The sequence below is a fragment of the Myxococcus sp. AM010 genome (assembly GCF_013372585.1).
In the GTDB taxonomy this organism is placed as follows: Bacteria; Myxococcota; Myxococcia; order Myxococcales; family Myxococcaceae; genus Myxococcus; species Myxococcus vastator.
The window spans coordinates 36,858-53,354 of record NZ_JABXEO010000017.1 but is presented as its reverse complement, the minus strand read 5'-3'; the positions used below and the strand labels follow the sequence as shown (position 1 = coordinate 53,354).

Here is a 16,497-nt window from a genome sequence, read left to right as displayed (position 1 = left end):
CGGGGGCGCTGCTGGGCGGATGTGGCTGTATCCATGCCGACGCCGGCATGGGCGCCCTCCTGGGTGCGGTGAGCCTTTCAATTGGGCGGCTCAGATTCGTCAACCAAGGCTCTGCGGCCCATTGATGGCTGCGAAGCCGTACTTCATTCCACGCCATGTCCGCACGCATCAGAGAGCGCCAGGAGAGCTGGGGCACCATCATCTACGACAACCTCCGCGATGAGTTCTCGGCGAAGGTGTTCGAGGGCTGTGTACCTGTGCCGCGAAGTCCCATCGGTTGTGGATGGCTGGTCACCGCGCCGTGCAACCTCAAATGTATCCACTGCTACGGGAACGTCGAGGACCTGCCGTCGAAGCGGCTCTCCACGCCCCAGCAGCTCAAGGTGGCCGACGAGATCATCCGCGCGGGAATCATGCGACAGATTCTCTCAGGCGGTGAGCCTTTGATGCGCCGAGACACCCTGAACGTCATCGACAAGCTCACGGACCATGGTGTCGCCACCATCCTCGGCACCAACGGCACCTTCCTGACGCAGCAGATGATGAAGACGGTGTCTCGCTGCACGCGCGTGGAGATCAGCCTCGATTCCATGGACGAGCGGGTCAACAACGAGATTCGCCCCAGCCGTAGCGCCAAGGGCAACACCTACCAGGAGACGCTCCGGGCCATGGGCCTGTGCGTGGACCATGGCGTGGCGCCGCGAATCCTGACCTGTCTCAACCGCCACAACAGCCAGCATGTCGAGGAGCTGGCCCAGTTCATCTACGAGCGGGGCATCCGCGACTGGGCCATCTCCTGGACGCTCTCCGCCGGCCGCGCCTATCACATCTACGGCGAGCTGATGCCCGAGGAGACGTCGCACGTCACCGCGGCCGTGGAGCGGCTGCGGGAGCGCTACCCGGACATGCAGATTCGCCTGTCGGACCGCACCGTCAACTACAGCCGCTACTACTTCCTCATCTGGCCAGACGGCATCATGGGCACCGAGGAGATCGTCACCGGCAAGAAGCTCTTCTTCAGCTCCCTGGTGACGGGCACCGTCCAGGACGGCTGGAGGCAAGAGAACTACGACCTGGACGCACACCTCCGGAAGTGGGTGGGGGACCGCATCGAGGTCATTCCCGTGCAAGGCCGCGAGCCCCTGGTCGCATAGGATGTCCGCGGCATGGAGCTGATTGACGTCATCGACCCCCAGGGGCAGGTGGTGGGGCGCGCGCCCCGCGACCAGATCTACGGCCAGAAGCTGCCCCACCGCATCGTGCATGTGCTGGTGGAGCGCGACGACGGCAAGGTCTTCCTGCAGCGGCGCTCCCGGCACATGACCTTCATGCCCGGCCACCTGTGCACGTCCGCGGGAGGCCACGTGAGCGCGGGCGAGGCGCCCCTGGAGGCCGCCCGGCGGGAGCTCCTGGAGGAGCTGGGCCTGGAGGGCCCGTTGGCGCCCGTGGCCGAGTTCGTCTTCGACGATGGGCACCACCGGCGCATCTTCCTCTACCGCGCCCGCTTGGAGGGCCCGCTGCGCTTCTCCGAGCGGGAGGTGGACGGGGGCCTCTTCCTGGCGCCGGACGAGCTGGGGCGCCTGCTGGATGAGCCCTGTCATCCCCAGCTGTGGCCCTGTCTGGAGCGCCTCTTCCCCGGGCCGAGCGCGGACGCGCGGACGCGATGGAAACCGTCCTCTACTCGCTGACCTCCGTCCTGCTGCGGTCGGGGAACAGCGTCTTCGACCGGCTCAGCTACGGGCTCCGCCGCCAGTCCATCCTCGTCCTCAACTTCGCCAACAACTTCGTCCCGTTCCTCTTGCTGGCGGCGCTGACGCCGCTGCTGCCCATGGAGGACAGGGCGGGGTGGGCGCTCTACGGCAACGCGAGGCTCGCGCTGTTCGCGGTGAGCGTCCAGGGGGTGGCCTTCGCCTTCTCCTTCGGCTTCCGGAACCTCACGGTCGCCCGGGTGAACATCGCCTCGCGCGTCGGGGATGTGCTCATCCCCCTGGCGCTCATGCTGTCCGGCCGCACGGTGCACTGGACCGAGTACCTGTTCGCCCTCGCGGTGTCCGGCTGCTCGCTGCTGGCGGCGGGAGGTGGCTCGGACAGCCGTCGCGCCCTGTGGCTGCCGGCGTTCTTCATCACCGCGGCCGTCGTCGTGCAGAGCCTCTGCGGGGAGCTCTTCTTCCAGGGCCAGCCTTCGGGCGTGGCGTCCAACCTGGAGGTGAGCACCGCCTTGATGTTCTGGCGGAGCGCGGCCTGCCTGGTGTTGCTGCTCCTCTTCGGCGCTCGGGGGACGCTGGGGGCGCGGTTGAGCGAGCTGGTCGTGGACGGCCGCGCGCGCACCAGCCTGCTCGTGCGCGCCCTCTTCACCGTGGGCAATCAGGTCGCCTTCGTCATGGCCCTGGCGGCGGGAAACCGCGTCGTCGCCTGGCCCATCCTCAACTCGGTGACGCTGTTCTCCCTGGTGTTCGCCAACGCCTTCATCCAGGAGGCGCCCGCGCGGCGCGAGGTGTTCGCCGTCGTGGCCATCGTCTCGTTGGCCGTGCTCAAGGCCGCGCTGTAGCGCGTGGCGACGCCAGGTCAGGCAGCACCTGGTCCGCGAAGCGCAGCGCGAGGGCGGTGAGCGTCAGCGTCGGGTTGATGGCGCCGTTGTTCGGGAAGTTGCCGTTGGTGAGGGCGAACAGGTTCTTCGTCCCGAAGACGAGGTGCCTGCCGTCCACGACGCCCGAGTCCGGCCCCTGGCCAAAGCGCGCCGTGCCCACCGAGTGGTCCGCCCGGCGAATCACGCCCGAAACCCAGACCTCCGACTCGCGGCAGCCCGCGGTCTTCATCACCTGCATCAAGGTGTCGGTCATCCACTGCCAGCGCGCGGCGAACCCCGCGTCCACCGCGTAGTGAAGCTCCACCCGGCGCTCGCCCGGCGTGCCCGTGAAGCGCAGGCGGTTCTCCGCCTGGGGGAACTCCTCGATGAAGCCATGGAGGTTGAGCCGGCTCTCCCGGCCGAACGAGGCGATGTACTCGGGCGCCAGCTGCTCCTTGCGGACCCAGGCCTGCAGGTCCGGCTCCTCCGGGTACTCGGAGAAGATCATCTTCCCGGCGGCCTGCTGCTCCGGCGTGTCGAAGTGCCGCGAGAAGAGGGCGGGCATGGGGACCTCGCGCCCGTTGAACGCCCGGGGTGGCTTCGCCAGCTTGCCTTCGAGCTTCAGCATCGGGTGGGTAATCAGGTAGCGCCCGAGCGCGGGCAGGCGCTGCTCGTCGAAGCCCGAGTGCCACAGCAGCTTGGGCGTCTCCAGGGCGCCCGCGGCCACCAGCACGGCGTCCGCGTCCAGCGTGGCCGTCTCGCCCTTGGCGGTGCGGTAGGTGACGCCCTGGGCCACCTCACCCGCCATGCGCACGGCCAGCACCGGGCTGCTCGCCAGCAACCGGAAGCCCGGGTGGGACTCCATGTCCGCCAGCAGCAGGGTGGGGTCGAAGCGCGCGCCCATCGGGCAATACCGGCACGTGCCAAACGACATGCACGGGCCGCCCACGCCCTCGCCGCCGGGGCCTCTGCGCGACATGGGGATGTGGTCGTAGGTGATGCCCAGGGCCTTCAGGGCGTGGCGCACCGGCTCCGACTCGATGGGATACGGCGGGCTGTTCCACTTGAAGGGCCGCGAGCGCCAGGGCGTGGGATGTCCGTCCGCGGGCGCGTGGGGACCGGTGACGTTCAGCAGGGACTCGGCCTGGCCGTAATAGGGCTCGAGCTGGGCGTAGCCGAAGGGCCAATCGTTTCCCTTGCCGGTGCGCGTGCGCAGCTCCAGGTCCTCGGGCTGGAGGCGGGGCGTCCAGCCGCTCCAGTGCAGCGTGGATCCGCCCACCGCCATGAGCCGGCTGCCCTTGATGAGGAAGTGGTCGCGCTCGGGCTGGACACCGGGGCGGGAGTTGGCGTCACCCTGCGCGTCCTCACAGGCGTGGTAGGGCCGCACGCCCGTGGTGACGAAGTCCAGCCAGCGGCGCGAGTCCCGCATGGGCGTGCGAGGACCGGCCTCCAGCATCACCACCTCGTAGCCCCGCTCCAGCGCGGCGCGGGCGGTGATGACCGCGGCGACCCCACTTCCGACGATACACAGCCTCATGGTTGTCAATTCCTGTCAGCGGCAGCGCTGACTACAGGTCGTCCGAGGCGTGAAAGGAGCCAGACTCGCGCGGTTCGTGCCAGAGCCCGCCCATGTGGCCATTCATGTTGCCGAAGCCAAACGTCCGGAAGCCCCCGCCGACCAGGGACATGATGGCCAGCTCACCCACGACCTTCACGCGGTGGAGCTCCGGCAGCTCCGAGAGCCACTCCACCGAGAGCTGCTCGGGCCGCTTCACTTCCGCCGCGAAGCGGGTGTAGGTGGCCAGGTACGAGGGACGCTCCTCGCACTTGAGGCGCAGATGGCCTTCCAGCAGCGACTCGTCGAGCTGACCGTCCATTCCCACGAAGCGTGAGAGCCGGCGGGCCGTGTCGAGCAGGACCTCCCGCACGTCGTCGGGGAGGGGCCCCGCGCTGTCGGGCGCGATGAGCTGGAGGGGCGCCGCGCCCACCGTGGGAGGCGCGAGCCGCGGGCGAAGCGCGCCACAACTGGAGGCCACCACGCCGATTCCCAACCACTGCAGGAGCTGTCTGCGATTCAGCAGTGCTTCCGTCAGCACAGTCTCAGTGGAGGGAGGTGGTTTCACGGCGTTATTCATGACGCGCTCAGCCCCCCATGCTGCCCCAGTCTTCCCAGGGGAAGCAAGGGTTGCGGACATTGCTTCGTTTACTGTCGGTCGGCCTTGATATGCTGTGCGGACTGGAGACTTCAATGAAGCGTTTTCTGTGGCTGACTGTTTTCACGGTGGCGTCGGTGTCCAACGTGGCGTTCGCGAGCGAGGAGCTCGCGAAGGTCAAGAACTGCTCGACGTGCCATTCCGCGACGGCGCGGCTGGTCGGTCCCTCGTTCAAGGAGATTGCCGCCCGCTATGCGAAGCAGGAGGGCGTGGAGGACAAGCTGACGCAGCGAGTGCGCAAGGGCAGCAGCGGCGTCTGGGGCGCCATTCCGATGCCGGCGAACGCCCAGGTGTCGGAGGCCGAGGCGCGCGCGCTGGTGAAGTGGATCATGACGCAGAAGTAGGGCGTGAACCGCCGCTGCCCGTGGCTTCTCTCTCCGTGGGACGTCCGGTATAGACCGGGGCATGGCGTTCATCGCGTTCTCCACCATCAAGGGCGGCGTCGGCAAGACGACGCTCTGCGCGCATGTGGCGGCGGCTCTCGCGGATGCCGGGCGCCAGGTGCTGCTGCTGGACCTGGACCCGCAGGCCCATGCGTCGCTGGTCCTGGGGCTGGAGAGCCGGGAGGGCCCGTGCGTGGGGGACGCGCTCGGGCCCCGTCCCAAGCACACGCTGGCGCAGGTGGTGGTGGCTTCACCGAAGCGGCCCGGCCTCTTCATCGCCCCCGCCGCGCCGCGCATGGCCGCCCAGGAGCGCGAGCTGTTCCAGTGGGGCCACCGCCTCCAGGCCATTCCGCGCGCGCTCAAGACGCTGGGGTGGACGCCGGACGTCATCCTCGCGGACACCCCGCCCAGCATCGGCGCCTACACCGAGGCCGTGCTCGCCTCCGCGGACCTGGTCGTGGCCCCCGTGCCCACCGGCGCCTTCGCGCTCCAGGGCCTGGGGGAAATCGAGACCGCGTGGCGGGACGTCCGCGAGCAGGGCGGCGAGCTGGTCGCGGTGGTGAACCTGTGGGACCGCCGCACCACCGCCACCAACGAGGCCATGGAGGGCGCGCTGAGCGAGTCCACGGTGCCCGTGCTCCGGGCGCGCATTCCGCGCTCGGAGTCCATCAACCAGGCGGGGCTGGGCTACGAGGTGGTGTTCGACACGAGCCCCCAGGCGGCCGGCGTGGAGGAGCTGCGGGCCCTGGCGCAGGAGCTGGCGAAGCGCGTGGGCCTGCGCTGAAACGGCGAACGGCACCGTCCGCCACGAGGGCGCACGGTGCCGTCCAGGCGAAGCCGAATCAGAGGTGGTAGTGGCCCGAGGCCTCGGGCTGGTACGGCACCGCGACGATGCGCAGCCGCTTGGAGCGTCCGCCCGGCAGCGGCCAGGTGATGGACTGCCCCACGGACAGGCCGATGAGCGCGCTGCCGATGGGGGCCAGCACGGAGATGCGGCCGTCGTCGCTGCTGGCGTCGCGCGGGTAGACGAGGGTGACCTCCCGGCGCTCTCCTGACTGTTCGTCCTCGAAGACGACCTTGCTGTTCATCGTCACGACTTCAGGTGGGATCGCTTCCGAAGGCACGACGCGAGCCCGGGTCAGCTCCGCGTCGAGCATTTCCGCGAACTCAGCCGTCCGGCCGCCTCCGTTGTGGTCCACCACCTGGCGCAGGCGCTCCAGGTCGGTTTCGGTCACGATGAGGGACTGCTCGCTGGCCATGTCACGGGCCTCCTGTGGGAGGAAGTTATGGGTTAAGCCCATTCTAACTGCCCAGCCCACGGTTTATTCCCGAGTCGTTCCCAAAACGACCCGGGCGTCCAACTTCGCTCAGAAGGCGCAGTCGGCGCCCCGGGTGGGCAGCACGGAGCGCCCCCCGGAAAGATAGGCATCGCAGGCCTTGGCGGCTTCGCGGCCGTCCGACAGGGCCCAGACGATGAGGCTGGCGCCCCGGCTCGCGTCCCCGGCGCAGAACACCCCGTCCGCGGACGTGGCGAAGCGCGCGTCCACCTGCACCGTGCCGCGGGGCGACAGCTTCACCCCCAGCGCCTCGGAGAGGTTGCCCGCCTCGGGCCCGGTGAAGCCCATGGCCAGCACCAGCAGGTCCGCTTCGAAGGTCACCTCGGTGCCGGGACGCTCGATGAGGCGGGGCAGGGCGCCGGGCTCGGGCTGGAACTCGACTTCCACGGCGTGCAGCGCCTGGAGCCGTCCGTCGCTGCCCGTCAGCCGCTTCGTCATCAGCGCGAAGCGGCGCTCGCCGCCTTCCTCCTGGCTGGTGGAGGTGCGGAAGATGACCGGCCACCTCGGCCAGGGGTTGCCCTCCGCGCGCACCGCGGGCGGCGCGGGGAGCAGCTCCACCTGCCGCACGCTCGCCGCGCCCTGGCGCAGCGCGGTGCCCAGGCAGTCCGAGCCGGTGTCGCCGCCGCCCAGCACCACGACGTGCCGGCCCGCCGCGTCCAGGCGCGAATCCTTCTGGCCATGCCCCGAGACGAGCCGGTTCTGGTGCTCCAGGTACTCCATGGCCTGGACGACGCCGGACAGCTCGCGTCCGGGGACCTCCAGCTCGCGCGGACGGCGCGCGCCCAGGGCCAGCACCAGCGCGTCATGCTTCGCGCGCAGCTCGCGGTAGCTCAGGGCCCCGCCCACGTCCACGCCGGTGACGAAGGTGATGCCCTCCGCCTCCATCAACGCCAGGCGCCGGTCCACCACGGACTTCTCCAGCTTGAAGTCGGGGATGCCGTAGCGCAGCAGGCCGCCCGCATGGGCGTCCCGCTCATACACGGTGACGGTGTGTCCGGCCGCGTTGAGCTGCGCCGCCGCCGCCAGCCCCGCGGGCCCGGAGCCCACCACGCCCACCGTCTTCCCGGTGCGGCGCGCCGGCGGCCGGGGCGTCACCCAGCCCTCCTTGAAGGCCCGCTCGACAATCTCCTTCTCCAACTGCTCGATGGTGACCGGGTCCCGGTCGATGGCGAGCACGCACGCGGCCTCGCACGGCGCCGGGCACAGCCGGCCCGTCATCTCCGGGAAGCCATTGGTGCGGCTGAGCAAGTCATACGCCTCGCGCCAGCGCCCACGGAACACGGCCTCGTTGAAGTCGGGGATGAGGTTCCCCAGGGGACAGCCCTGGTGACAGAAGGGGACGCCACAGTCCATGCAGCGGCCCGCCTGCCGTTTCGCCTCGTCGGGGGCCAGCGGCAGCGCGAACTCGCGCCAGTCGCCCAGCCGGTCCGCCGTGTCCCGCTTGTCCGCGTGGACGCGCTCCCACTCGATGAATCCCGTCGGCTTACCCATGGCTCAGGCCCTCCCCGCCCCGGACCGGGGCAGCGGCAGCGGATGTGGACTCCGGCGGTCTGCGCGCCGCGCGCCGTGCCTGGAGGACCCGCTTGTAGTCCGTGGGCATCACCTTCACGAAGCGCGGCACCATCAGCTCCCAGTTGTCCAACACCCGCCGCGCCAGCGCGCTGCCTGTGTGATGCAGGTGCCGCTCCACCATGCCGTGCACCAGCCAGATTTCGGACTCGTCCACCAGGGACTCCAGCTCCACCATCTCCAGGTTGCAGCGCTGCCGGAAGGACTGGTCTCGGTCGAGCACATAGGCGATGCCGCCGCTCATGCCGGCCGCGAAGTTGCGCCCGGTGGGGCCCAGCACCACCACCGCGCCGCCCGTCATGTATTCGCAGCCGTGGTCGCCCACGCCCTCCACGACGGCCTGCGCGCCGCTGTTGCGCACCGCGAAGCGCTCCCCCGCGAGCCCCCGCAGGTACACCTCGCCGGCCGTGGCGCCGTAGAGCGCGGTGTTGCCCACCAGCACGTTCTCCTCGGCGGTGAAGCGGCTGGCCTGCGGCGGGTAGGCGATGATGCGCCCGCCGGACAGGCCCTTGCCCACGTAGTCGTTGGCGTCGCCCTCCAGCTCCAGCGTCACGCCCTTCACCACGAAGGCTCCGAAGCTCTGGCCCGCGGAGCCCTTCATCCGCACATGGAGCCGGCCATCCGGCAGCCCCTGGCCCCCGTGACGCCGGGCAATCTCACCCGACAGCAGGGCGCCCACTGCGCGGTGGGAGTTGGCCACCGGCACGGTGAGCAGCATGGGCGGCCCGCCGTCCAGCACCCCGCGGGCGTCGCGCAGCAGCGCGTGGTCCAGGTGGTCGGACACGTCCTTGATGCGCGGCGTGGTGCAGTGGCGCGGCTCGCTGTCCGGCGCGGCCGGCGCGGCCAGCAGCCCGGACAGGTCCACGCGCCGGGCCTTCCAGTGGTCCACCGCCGGGCGCTGCCGGAGCAGGTCCACGCGGCCCACCAGTTCTTCCAGGGTGCGGGCGCCCAGGGCGGCCATCCGCTGGCGCAGGTCCTCCGCGATGAGGAGGAAGAAGTTCACCACGTCCTCGGGCTTGCCCTGGAAGCGCTCGCGCAGCCCCGCGTCCTGCGTGGCGATGCCCGCCGAGCACGTGTTGAGGTGGCACTTGCGCAGCATGATGCAGCCCACGGCCACCAGGCTGGCGGTGGCCATGCCGAACTCCTCGGCGCCCAGGAGCGCGGCCACCAGCACGTCGCGCGCGGTGCGCATGCCGCCGTCCGCCTGCACGCGGATGCGCGAGCGCAGCCCGTTGTGCACCAGCACCTGCTGCGTCTCCGCCAGCCCCAGCTCCCAGGGCAGGCCCGCGTGCTGGATGCTGGACAGCGGCGAGGCGCCCGTGCCGCCCTCGTAGCCGGAGATGACCACGCAGCTGGCGCCAGCCTTGGCCACGCCCGCGGCGATGGTGCCCACGCCCACCTCGCTCACCAGCTTCACGCTGACCCGCGCGGCCGGGTTCACCGACTGGAGGTCGTAGATGAGCTGCGCCAGGTCCTCGATGGAGTAGATGTCGTGGTGCGGCGGCGGCGAGATGAGCGTCACGCCCGGCGTGGACCAGCGCACGCGGGCGATCCGCTCATCCACCTTGTGGCCGGGCAGCTGGCCACCCTCGCCGGGCTTGGCGCCCTGGGCCACCTTGATTTGGAGCTCGTCCGCGTTGACCAGGTACTCCGTGGTGACGCCGAAGCGCGCGCTGGCCACCTGCTTGATGGCGCTGCGGCGCGAATCGCCGTGCTCGTCCCGGGTGTAGCGCCGCGACTCCTCGCCGCCCTCGCCGCTGTTGGAGCGCCCGCCCAGCCGGTTCATGGCGATGGCCAGCGTCTCGTGCGCCTCCGCGCTGATGGAGCCGAAGGACATGGCGCCGGTGACGAAGCGCCGGGCAATGGCGCGCGCCGGCTCCACCTCCTCCAGGGGCACCGGCGCGCGGCCCTCGTGGGAGACTTCGAGCAGGCCGCGCAGGTTGCAGTGCTCGCGCGTCTCGTCGTCCGCCAGCCGCGAGTACTCCGCGAAGGTGGCGGCGTCATTCGCGCGCACCGCCGCCTGGAGCCTGGCGATGGTGGCCGGGTTCCACTTGTGCCGCTCGCCCAGCCGGCGCCAGCGGTACTGGCCGCCCACGGGCAGCATGCCGGCCTCCACGTCCGCTTCCGCGCCGAAGCCTCGGGTGTGGCGCTCTTGCACTTCGCGCCCCAGCTCCGGCAGGCCCACGCCCTCCACGCGCGACGCCGTGCCGGTGAAGTGCCGCTCCACCAGCGAGCGCTGGAGCCCCACGGCCTCGAAGAGCTGCGCGCCGCGGTAGGACTGGAGCGTGGAGATGCCCATCTTCGACATCACCTTGAGCAGGCCTTCCTCCACGGCGCGGATGAAGCGGTCCTGTGCCTTCTCCGCGTCCACGGCCAGCTCGCCGCCGTCCGCCAGGGCCCGGAGCGTGTCAAGCGCCAGGTACGGGTTCACCGCGGCGGCGCCGTAGGCGAACAGGCAGGCGAAGTGGTGCACCTCGCGCGCCTCCGCCGTCTCCAGCAGCAGGCCGGTGTACATGCGGATGCCGTCACGGACGAGCCGCTGGTGCACCGCGGACATGGCCAGCAGCGCGGGAATGGCCGCGTGCGCCGCGTCCACGCCGCGGTCGCTCAAGAGCAGGATGCTGGCGCCGGCGTCCACCGCGTCCACGGCCTCGCGGCAGAGCTGCTCCACCGCCGCCTCGAGCGCGCCCTCGCCGCCGTCCAGGGCGTAGAGGAGCGACAGGCGGCGCGTCTCGAACAGGCCCTCGTCGTTGATGGCCGCCAGCCGCGCGAGCTGTCCGTTGGTGAGGATGGGGCCGGGGAGGGACAGCCGGTGGCACTGCTCCGGCGTCTCCTCGAAGGTGTTGCTCTCCGGGCCCAGCGCGGTGGCCAGCGTCATCACCAGCGACTCGCGCAGCGGGTCGATGGGCGGGTTGGTGACCTGCGCGAAGAGCTGGTGGAAGTAGGAGAAGAGGCTGGGGGCCTGGTCGCTGAGCACCGCCAGCGGCGTGTCCGTGCCCATGGAGCCCACTGGCTCCTTGCCCGTCTCCGCCATGGGCGTGAGCACCGAGCGCACGTCCTCGGCGGTGTAGCCGAAGGCGCGCTGGGCCCGCCACAGCTCCTCGCCGCGCAGCCGCACCGGGGCGGCGACGGCGGGGAGGTTGTCGAAGGTATAGACGTTGCGCTGGAGCCAGCGGCGGTAGGGCCAGCGCGTGGTGATGTCGCGCTTGACCTCCTCGTCCTCCAGGATGCGGCCCTCGGTGGTGTCCACCAGCAGCATGCGGCCCGGCGTCAGGCGGCCCTTGCGGCGCACCTGCGAGGGCGGCACGTCGATGACGCCCATCTCCGAGGCGAGGATGATGCGGTCGTCCTCCGTGACGAGGTAGCGCGCGGGGCGCAGGCCGTTGCGATCCAACGTGGCGCCGATGAGCTGCCCGTCCGTGAAGGCGATGGCCGCGGGGCCGTCCCACGGCTCCAGCAGCGCGGAGGAGTACTCGTAGAAGGCGCGCCGCTCGTCGGACATCTGCGTGTCGCCCTCCCACGCCTCCGGAATCATCATCATCAGCGCGTGGGGCAGGGGGCGGCCGCCCAGGTAGAGCAGCTCCACCATGTTGTCGAACTGCGCCGAGTCGCTCTTGCCCGGGACGATGATGGGCTGGAGCGCCTCCAGGCTGCCGCCCAGGCGCGCCGTCTGGAGCAGGCCGCGCCGCGCGGTCATCCAGTTCCGGTTGCCGCGCAGGGTGTTGATTTCACCGTTGTGCGCGATGAAGCGGAACGGCTGCGCCAGCTCCCACGTGGGGAAGGTGTTGGTGGAGAAGCGCGAGTGGACCAGGCCCAGCGCGCTCACGAAGTCCGGCTGCTGCAGGTCGCAGTAGAAGCGCGGCAGGTCCGCCGGCAACAGCAGGCCCTTGTAGACGAGCGTCTCCGACGACAGCGACGCCACGTGGAAGCGGCCCGTGGGGTCCACGCCGCGCGCTTGGATGAGCTTCTCCGTCAGCTTGCGGATGCGGTACAGCTTCCGCTCGAAGGCGCTGGGCACCATGCGCCGGCGCGCCACGAAGAGCTGGCGGATGACGGGGGCGGCCTCTCGGGCCACGGGGCCCAGGTGCTCCGGGTCCACGGGCACGTCGCGCCAGCCGAGCACGCGCTGCCCCTCTTGTACGACGACCTCCTCGAAGGCGGCCTCACAGGCGGCCCGGGCCTCGGGCTCGGGCGGGAGGAACACCTGCCCCACGCCATAGTGCCGGCGCGGAGGGAGGGCGAAGGGCAGCTTCGGGGACTCGCGCTCGAAGAAGCGGTGGGGGAGCTGCACCAGGATGCCGGCGCCGTCGCCGGTCCGTGGGTCCCTGCCCGCGGCCGCCCGGTGGCTGAGCCGGTTGAGGAGCTCCAGGGCGTCCTCGACGATGCCGCGCGAGCGCTCACCTCTCAGGTGGGCGACGAACCCCACGCCGCAAGCGTCATGCTCGGTATCCGGCTCATACAGGCCGTACCGACCGGGGCGGAATGCCGACATCTAGAGTCCCCTTTCCCGACGACGCGGGATGTCATCAATAATAAAGCTGTGTCGCAACACGCTAACGCGCTGCGTTGGCTGGCGTAAAGGGAAGTCCCTACCCAGGGTGCGAGGAGGGCGGGGTGAGGAGGGACCTGGCTGGCCCGGCATGAACTACAGTGCCGCGCGCTGTCACATTCCGGCGGTGGCCAAGGGGCGTTGACGCCTGGATGCCGCGCCGCGCGAGGTCGCTCCCATGCCGTACACGCCCATCATCGGCACGCTCGGCTACGTGATGTCGCCGGACGGGCAGCGCGTGCTGCTCGTCCACCGCAACGCCCGCCCGGAGGACGCCCACTACGGGAAGTTCAACGGCCTGGGCGGGAAGCTGGAGCGCGACGAGGACGTGGCCGCCTGCATGCGCCGGGAGCTCCGCGAGGAGGCCGGCATCGAGTGCACGCGGATGGTGCTGCGCGGCACCATCTCCTGGCCGGGCTTCGGCAAGCACGGAGAGGACTGGCTGGGCTTCGTGTTTCGCATCGACGGCTTCGAAGGCACCCCGCTGGAGCGCAACCCGGAGGGCTCCCTCTCCTGGGTGCCGGTGGCGGACGTGCAGGGCCTCAACCTGTGGGACGGCGACCGCCACTTCCTGCCGCTGGTGTTCGACGCCGACCCCCGGCCGTTCCATGGCGTCATGCCGTACTCCGGTGGCCGCGCGCTGAGCTGGTCCTTCAGCCGCTTGTAGGCGCGCGAACCGTCCGTGGAGCACCGGGCGGGCATTCCAGCGCGCGTAGGAAGTTTACTCAGCGAGCGTTGACGGGTGAGGGCCGTGGGGGGTATCCCCGTTTGCTGTGCAAATGAGAACGATTCTCAATTTCGACATTTCGGTGAACTTCTCCCTGTCGTGAGCCTGTGCGGACCTTTCGAAACATCCTCTTCTGGATTCATCTCATCGTCGGTGTCGCCACCGGGCTGGTGATTGCGATCATGTCCTTCACGGGCGTGGTCATCGCCTTCGAGAAGCAGCTCATCGAATGGGCGGAGCGGGAGGTCCGGACGGTGCAGCTCCCGTCTCCGGGCGCGCCCCGGCTCCCCGTGGAGGAGCTGGTCGAACGCGTCCACGCGTCGCGCTCGGAGGGGCAGCCCTCCGGGGTGACGGTGTATCCGGAGCCGACGTCCGCGGTGCTCGTGAGCATCGGCCGGGGCGCGGTGAGCTACGTCAACCCCTACACCGGCGAGGTGCTGGGGAATGGCGCGACGGGCCTGCGCGGCTTCTTCCAGTGGAACGTGCAGCTTCACCGGTGGCTGGCCGCTGGCGGTGACAACCGCGCGGTGGGCAAGGCCGTCACCGGCGCGAGCAACGCGGTGTTCCTCTTCCTGGCCATCTCCGGCCTGTACCTGTGGTGGCCGCGCAAGTGGACGCTGCGCGCGATGCGGCCGTCGCTGTGGTTCCGGCGCGGGCTGAAGGGCAAGGCGCGCGACTGGAACTGGCACAACGTCATCGGCTTCTGGTCGCTGCCGGTGCTCATCGTGCTCACGGCGTCGGGCATGGTCATCTCGTACAAGTGGGCGTCCAGCCTGGTGTTCACCATGACGGGCAACACGCCGCCCGCGGCGAAGGGGCCGCCGGGCTCGGCGACGGTGAAGGTCCCCGCGCCCGCGGAGGAGACGCCGCGCAAGCCGCTGGACGTCCTCATCGCCGAGGCGCAGAGGACGTCACCCACCTGGTCGTCCGCCACGCTGCGCCTGGGCGGCGGAACGCGGGGCGGAAAGGGTGGCTCGGATGGCGTGGACGCGGTGACGGTCACCCTCCGCGAGGCGGAGGCGTGGCCGCTGTTCTCCTCCACGCAGGTGTCACTCAACCCCTTCTCGGGCGAGGTGGCGAAGCAGGAGACCTACGCGGACTACAACAGCGGCCGGAAGCTGCGCACCTGGCTGCGCTTCCTGCACACCGGAGAAGCGCTGGGGCTCTGGGGCCAACTGGTGGCCGCCATCGCGTCGCTGGGCGGCGTGTTCCTCGTCTACACGGGCTTCGCGCTGTCGTGGCGCCGGTTCTTCTCCCGGCGCCGGACGAACACCGAGCCTCGGGAAGAAGCCGCCGCGCAGTCCGAGCCGGCGGCCTGACGGATTTCAGCCCTCCTCGTGAGCGTGACGGGTTCCCTCGTCATCCTCCTGCTCACGAGGCGGGCTTCCCTCCGAGTCGGAAGGTCAGTTCCGGTCCTTGCGGACGAGCACCTTCTTGCCGCGCAGGGTGGCGTTCTTCAGCGCGGCGATGATGCGGTTGGCCTCGGACTCCGGCACCTCTACCAGCGAGAAGCTGTCGCCAATCTGGATGGCGCCAATCTTGGAGGACTCTACGCCCGCCTCACCGGCGATGGCGCCCACCAGGTCGGCGGGGCGAATACCGGCGTGACGGCCGGCGCCAATCCACAGGCGGGTGACGTCCCACGTCGGCGGGACACCGCGAGCCCTCGGGCTCCGCTCCGGACGGCCTGCGCGTCCCGGGGGCGCTCCGAACTTACCCGTGCGCTCCTGCGGCGGCGCGACGACGGGAATCTCCGTCTCCTCCGAGTCGCGGCCCTCGTCCTGGGCCTCATGGAGGAGCTTCACGGCGGCGGCGGCGATGTCCATGGCGTCGAACTCGCTGGCCAGGCTCTCCACCACGTTGCGGAGGGAGTCGTACTCACCGGCCACCAGCGTCTCGCGCAGGGACGCGCGCAGCAGCTCCTGCCGCTTCTCGCGCATGTCCGCGACGGTGGGCACGGTGGCCACTTCAATGCGCTGGCCGGTGACGCGCTCGATGTTGCGCAGCAGCCGGTGCTCGCGGGGCTCCACCAGGGTGATGGCCACGCCCTCGCGGCCGGCGCGGCCCGTGCGGCCGATGCGGTGCACGTAGGCCTCGGGCGCGTTGGGCACGTCGAAGTTCACGACGTGCGACAGGCGGGGGATGTCCAGGCCGCGCGCCGCGACGTCGGTGGCCACGAGCAGGTCGGTGCCCTGGGACTTGAGCTGCTTGATGACGCGGTCCCGCTGCTCCTGCGTCATGCCGCCGTGCAGGGCGTGGGCGCGCCAGCCGCGGCCGTTGAGGGAGACGGTGAGGTCATCCACTTCCGTGCGCGTGCGACAGAAGATGATGGCGGCGGTGGGGGACTCCACGTCGAGCAGGCGGCCCAGGGTGGCGATCTTGAAGGCGCGCGGGACGACGTAGGCCGTCTGGCGGACGCGGGGGATCTCCCCCTGCTCCACCTTCTCGCGGGCAATCTTCACGCGCACGGGCTCGTGCAGGTGACGCTCGGCGATGCTGGCGATGCGCGGCGGGAGGGTGGCGGAGAAGAGGGCCGTCTGCCGGTTCTCGGGCGTGCCGGAGAGGATGGCCTCCAGGTCCTCGGCGAAGCCCATGTCGAGCATCTCGTCGGCCTCGTCGAGCACGACGACGCGCACGTCATCGAGCTGGAGCGTGCCGCGGCGCAGGTGGTCCAGCGCGCGGCCCGGGGTGGCAACGACGACGTCCACGCCGCGCTTGAGGACGCGGAGCTGCTGCCCGATGACCTGCCCGCCGTACAGGGGCAGCACGGAGATGCCGAGCTTCTGTCCGTAGCGGTGGATGGCCTCGGAGACCTGCATGGCCAGCTCGCGCGTGGGGACCAGCACCAGCGCGGACGTGGTGTTGGGCCGGCAGGCGCCGGGCTCCACCTGGTTGAGCAGGGGTAGGGCGAAGGCGGCCGTCTTGCCGGTGCCGGTGGCGGCGATGCCGAGCAGGTCCTTTCCTGCGAGCAACGGCGGGAGGGCGGCGGCCTGGATGGGGGTGGGCTCCTCGTAGCCGAGCGCGCTGAGCGCCTCGACGAGCGCGGGCTTCAAGCCCAGGGAATCAAAGGTGGCCTCGGTAGGGGCGGGGGGCTGGGGTGCTTTCACGGCCTGGGCTTGTACCACCAGCAGTGGTCTTGTGCGCTCCCAGAAT

At 70.5% G+C, this 16,497-nt stretch carries 13 protein-coding genes; 7 read left to right on the top strand and 6 right to left on the bottom strand.

The window, feature by feature from the left end; all coding sequences use genetic code 11:
- Positions 1-155: 155 nt before the first annotated feature.
- The 3 genes from HV826_RS11490 to HV826_RS11480 are packed head-to-tail and all read left to right on the top strand — an operon-like array spanning position 156 to position 2,548.
- A complete protein-coding gene (locus HV826_RS11490; protein WP_176417050.1) occupies positions 156-1,154 on the top strand; it encodes a radical SAM protein in 999 nt (332 codons plus the stop codon).
- Positions 1,155-1,166: 12 nt separating this feature from the next.
- A complete protein-coding gene (locus HV826_RS11485; RefSeq protein WP_176417049.1) occupies positions 1,167-1,688 on the top strand; it encodes an NUDIX domain-containing protein in 522 nt (173 codons plus the stop codon).
- On the top strand, positions 1,664-2,548 hold the full coding sequence (locus HV826_RS11480; protein ID WP_176417048.1) for a hypothetical protein: 885 nt from the start codon (positions 1,664-1,666) through the stop codon (positions 2,546-2,548). The genes HV826_RS11485 and HV826_RS11480 overlap by 25 nt, the downstream gene beginning before the upstream one ends.
- Here the strand turns inward: HV826_RS11480 and HV826_RS11475 are convergent.
- Both HV826_RS11475 and HV826_RS11470 read right to left on the bottom strand, forming a co-directional pair.
- Positions 2,532-4,103, bottom strand: coding sequence for a GMC family oxidoreductase N-terminal domain-containing protein (locus tag HV826_RS11475; RefSeq protein WP_176417047.1), 1,572 nt, complete (start codon positions 4,101-4,103; stop codon positions 2,532-2,534). The two genes, HV826_RS11480 and HV826_RS11475, sit on opposite strands and share 17 nt — an antisense overlap.
- A 31-nt stretch (positions 4,104-4,134) precedes the next feature.
- Complete coding sequence (locus tag HV826_RS11470) at positions 4,135-4,689, bottom strand: hypothetical protein (RefSeq protein WP_368670892.1); 555 nt, start codon at positions 4,687-4,689, stop codon at positions 4,135-4,137.
- 125 nt (positions 4,690-4,814) lie between these two features.
- Between HV826_RS11470 and HV826_RS11465 the strand changes: the two genes are divergently transcribed.
- Entirely contained in the window at positions 4,815-5,123 is a 309-nt protein-coding gene (locus HV826_RS11465) for a c-type cytochrome (RefSeq protein ID WP_176417046.1), read from the top strand.
- A gap of 61 nt (positions 5,124-5,184) precedes the next feature.
- The gene (locus HV826_RS11460; RefSeq protein WP_176417045.1) at positions 5,185-5,946 is read left to right on the top strand and encodes a ParA family protein; all 762 of its coding nucleotides are present in this window, start codon (positions 5,185-5,187) and stop codon (positions 5,944-5,946) included.
- A 58-nt stretch (positions 5,947-6,004) separates the two neighbouring features.
- Here HV826_RS11460 and rnk read toward each other — a convergent pair whose 3' ends face one another.
- The 3 genes from rnk to gltB form a co-directional block, all read right to left on the bottom strand.
- Positions 6,005-6,421: a nucleoside diphosphate kinase regulator gene (gene rnk, locus HV826_RS11455; RefSeq protein ID WP_163780562.1), complete on the bottom strand. Its 417-nt coding sequence runs from the start codon at positions 6,419-6,421 to the stop codon at positions 6,005-6,007.
- 108 nt (positions 6,422-6,529) lie between these two features.
- Complete coding sequence (locus tag HV826_RS11450) at positions 6,530-7,990, bottom strand: glutamate synthase subunit beta (RefSeq protein WP_176417044.1); 1,461 nt, start codon at positions 7,988-7,990, stop codon at positions 6,530-6,532.
- Positions 7,983-12,560: a glutamate synthase large subunit gene (gltB, locus tag HV826_RS11445; protein ID WP_176417043.1), complete on the bottom strand. Its 4,578-nt coding sequence runs from the start codon at positions 12,558-12,560 to the stop codon at positions 7,983-7,985. Before gltB ends, HV826_RS11450 begins: the two co-directional genes overlap by 8 nt.
- Before the next feature lie 235 nt (positions 12,561-12,795).
- Here gltB and HV826_RS11440 point away from each other — a divergent pair, with 235 nt between their 5' ends.
- Positions 12,796-13,284 carry an 8-oxo-dGTP diphosphatase gene (locus HV826_RS11440; RefSeq protein WP_176417042.1) on the top strand — a complete coding sequence of 163 codons (489 nt, stop codon included), beginning with the start codon at positions 12,796-12,798 and terminating at the stop codon, positions 13,282-13,284.
- 167 nt (positions 13,285-13,451) lie between these two features.
- Positions 13,452-14,663 (top strand): PepSY-associated TM helix domain-containing protein, encoded by a 1,212-nt coding sequence (locus HV826_RS11435; protein ID WP_176417041.1) that lies wholly within the window; start codon positions 13,452-13,454, stop codon positions 14,661-14,663.
- Between the two features lie 84 nt (positions 14,664-14,747).
- Here the strand turns inward: HV826_RS11435 and HV826_RS11430 are convergent, their stop codons facing one another.
- The gene (locus tag HV826_RS11430; RefSeq protein ID WP_176417040.1) at positions 14,748-16,451 is read right to left on the bottom strand and encodes a DEAD/DEAH box helicase; all 1,704 of its coding nucleotides are present in this window, start codon (positions 16,449-16,451) and stop codon (positions 14,748-14,750) included.
- Positions 16,452-16,497 lie beyond the last annotated feature (46 nt).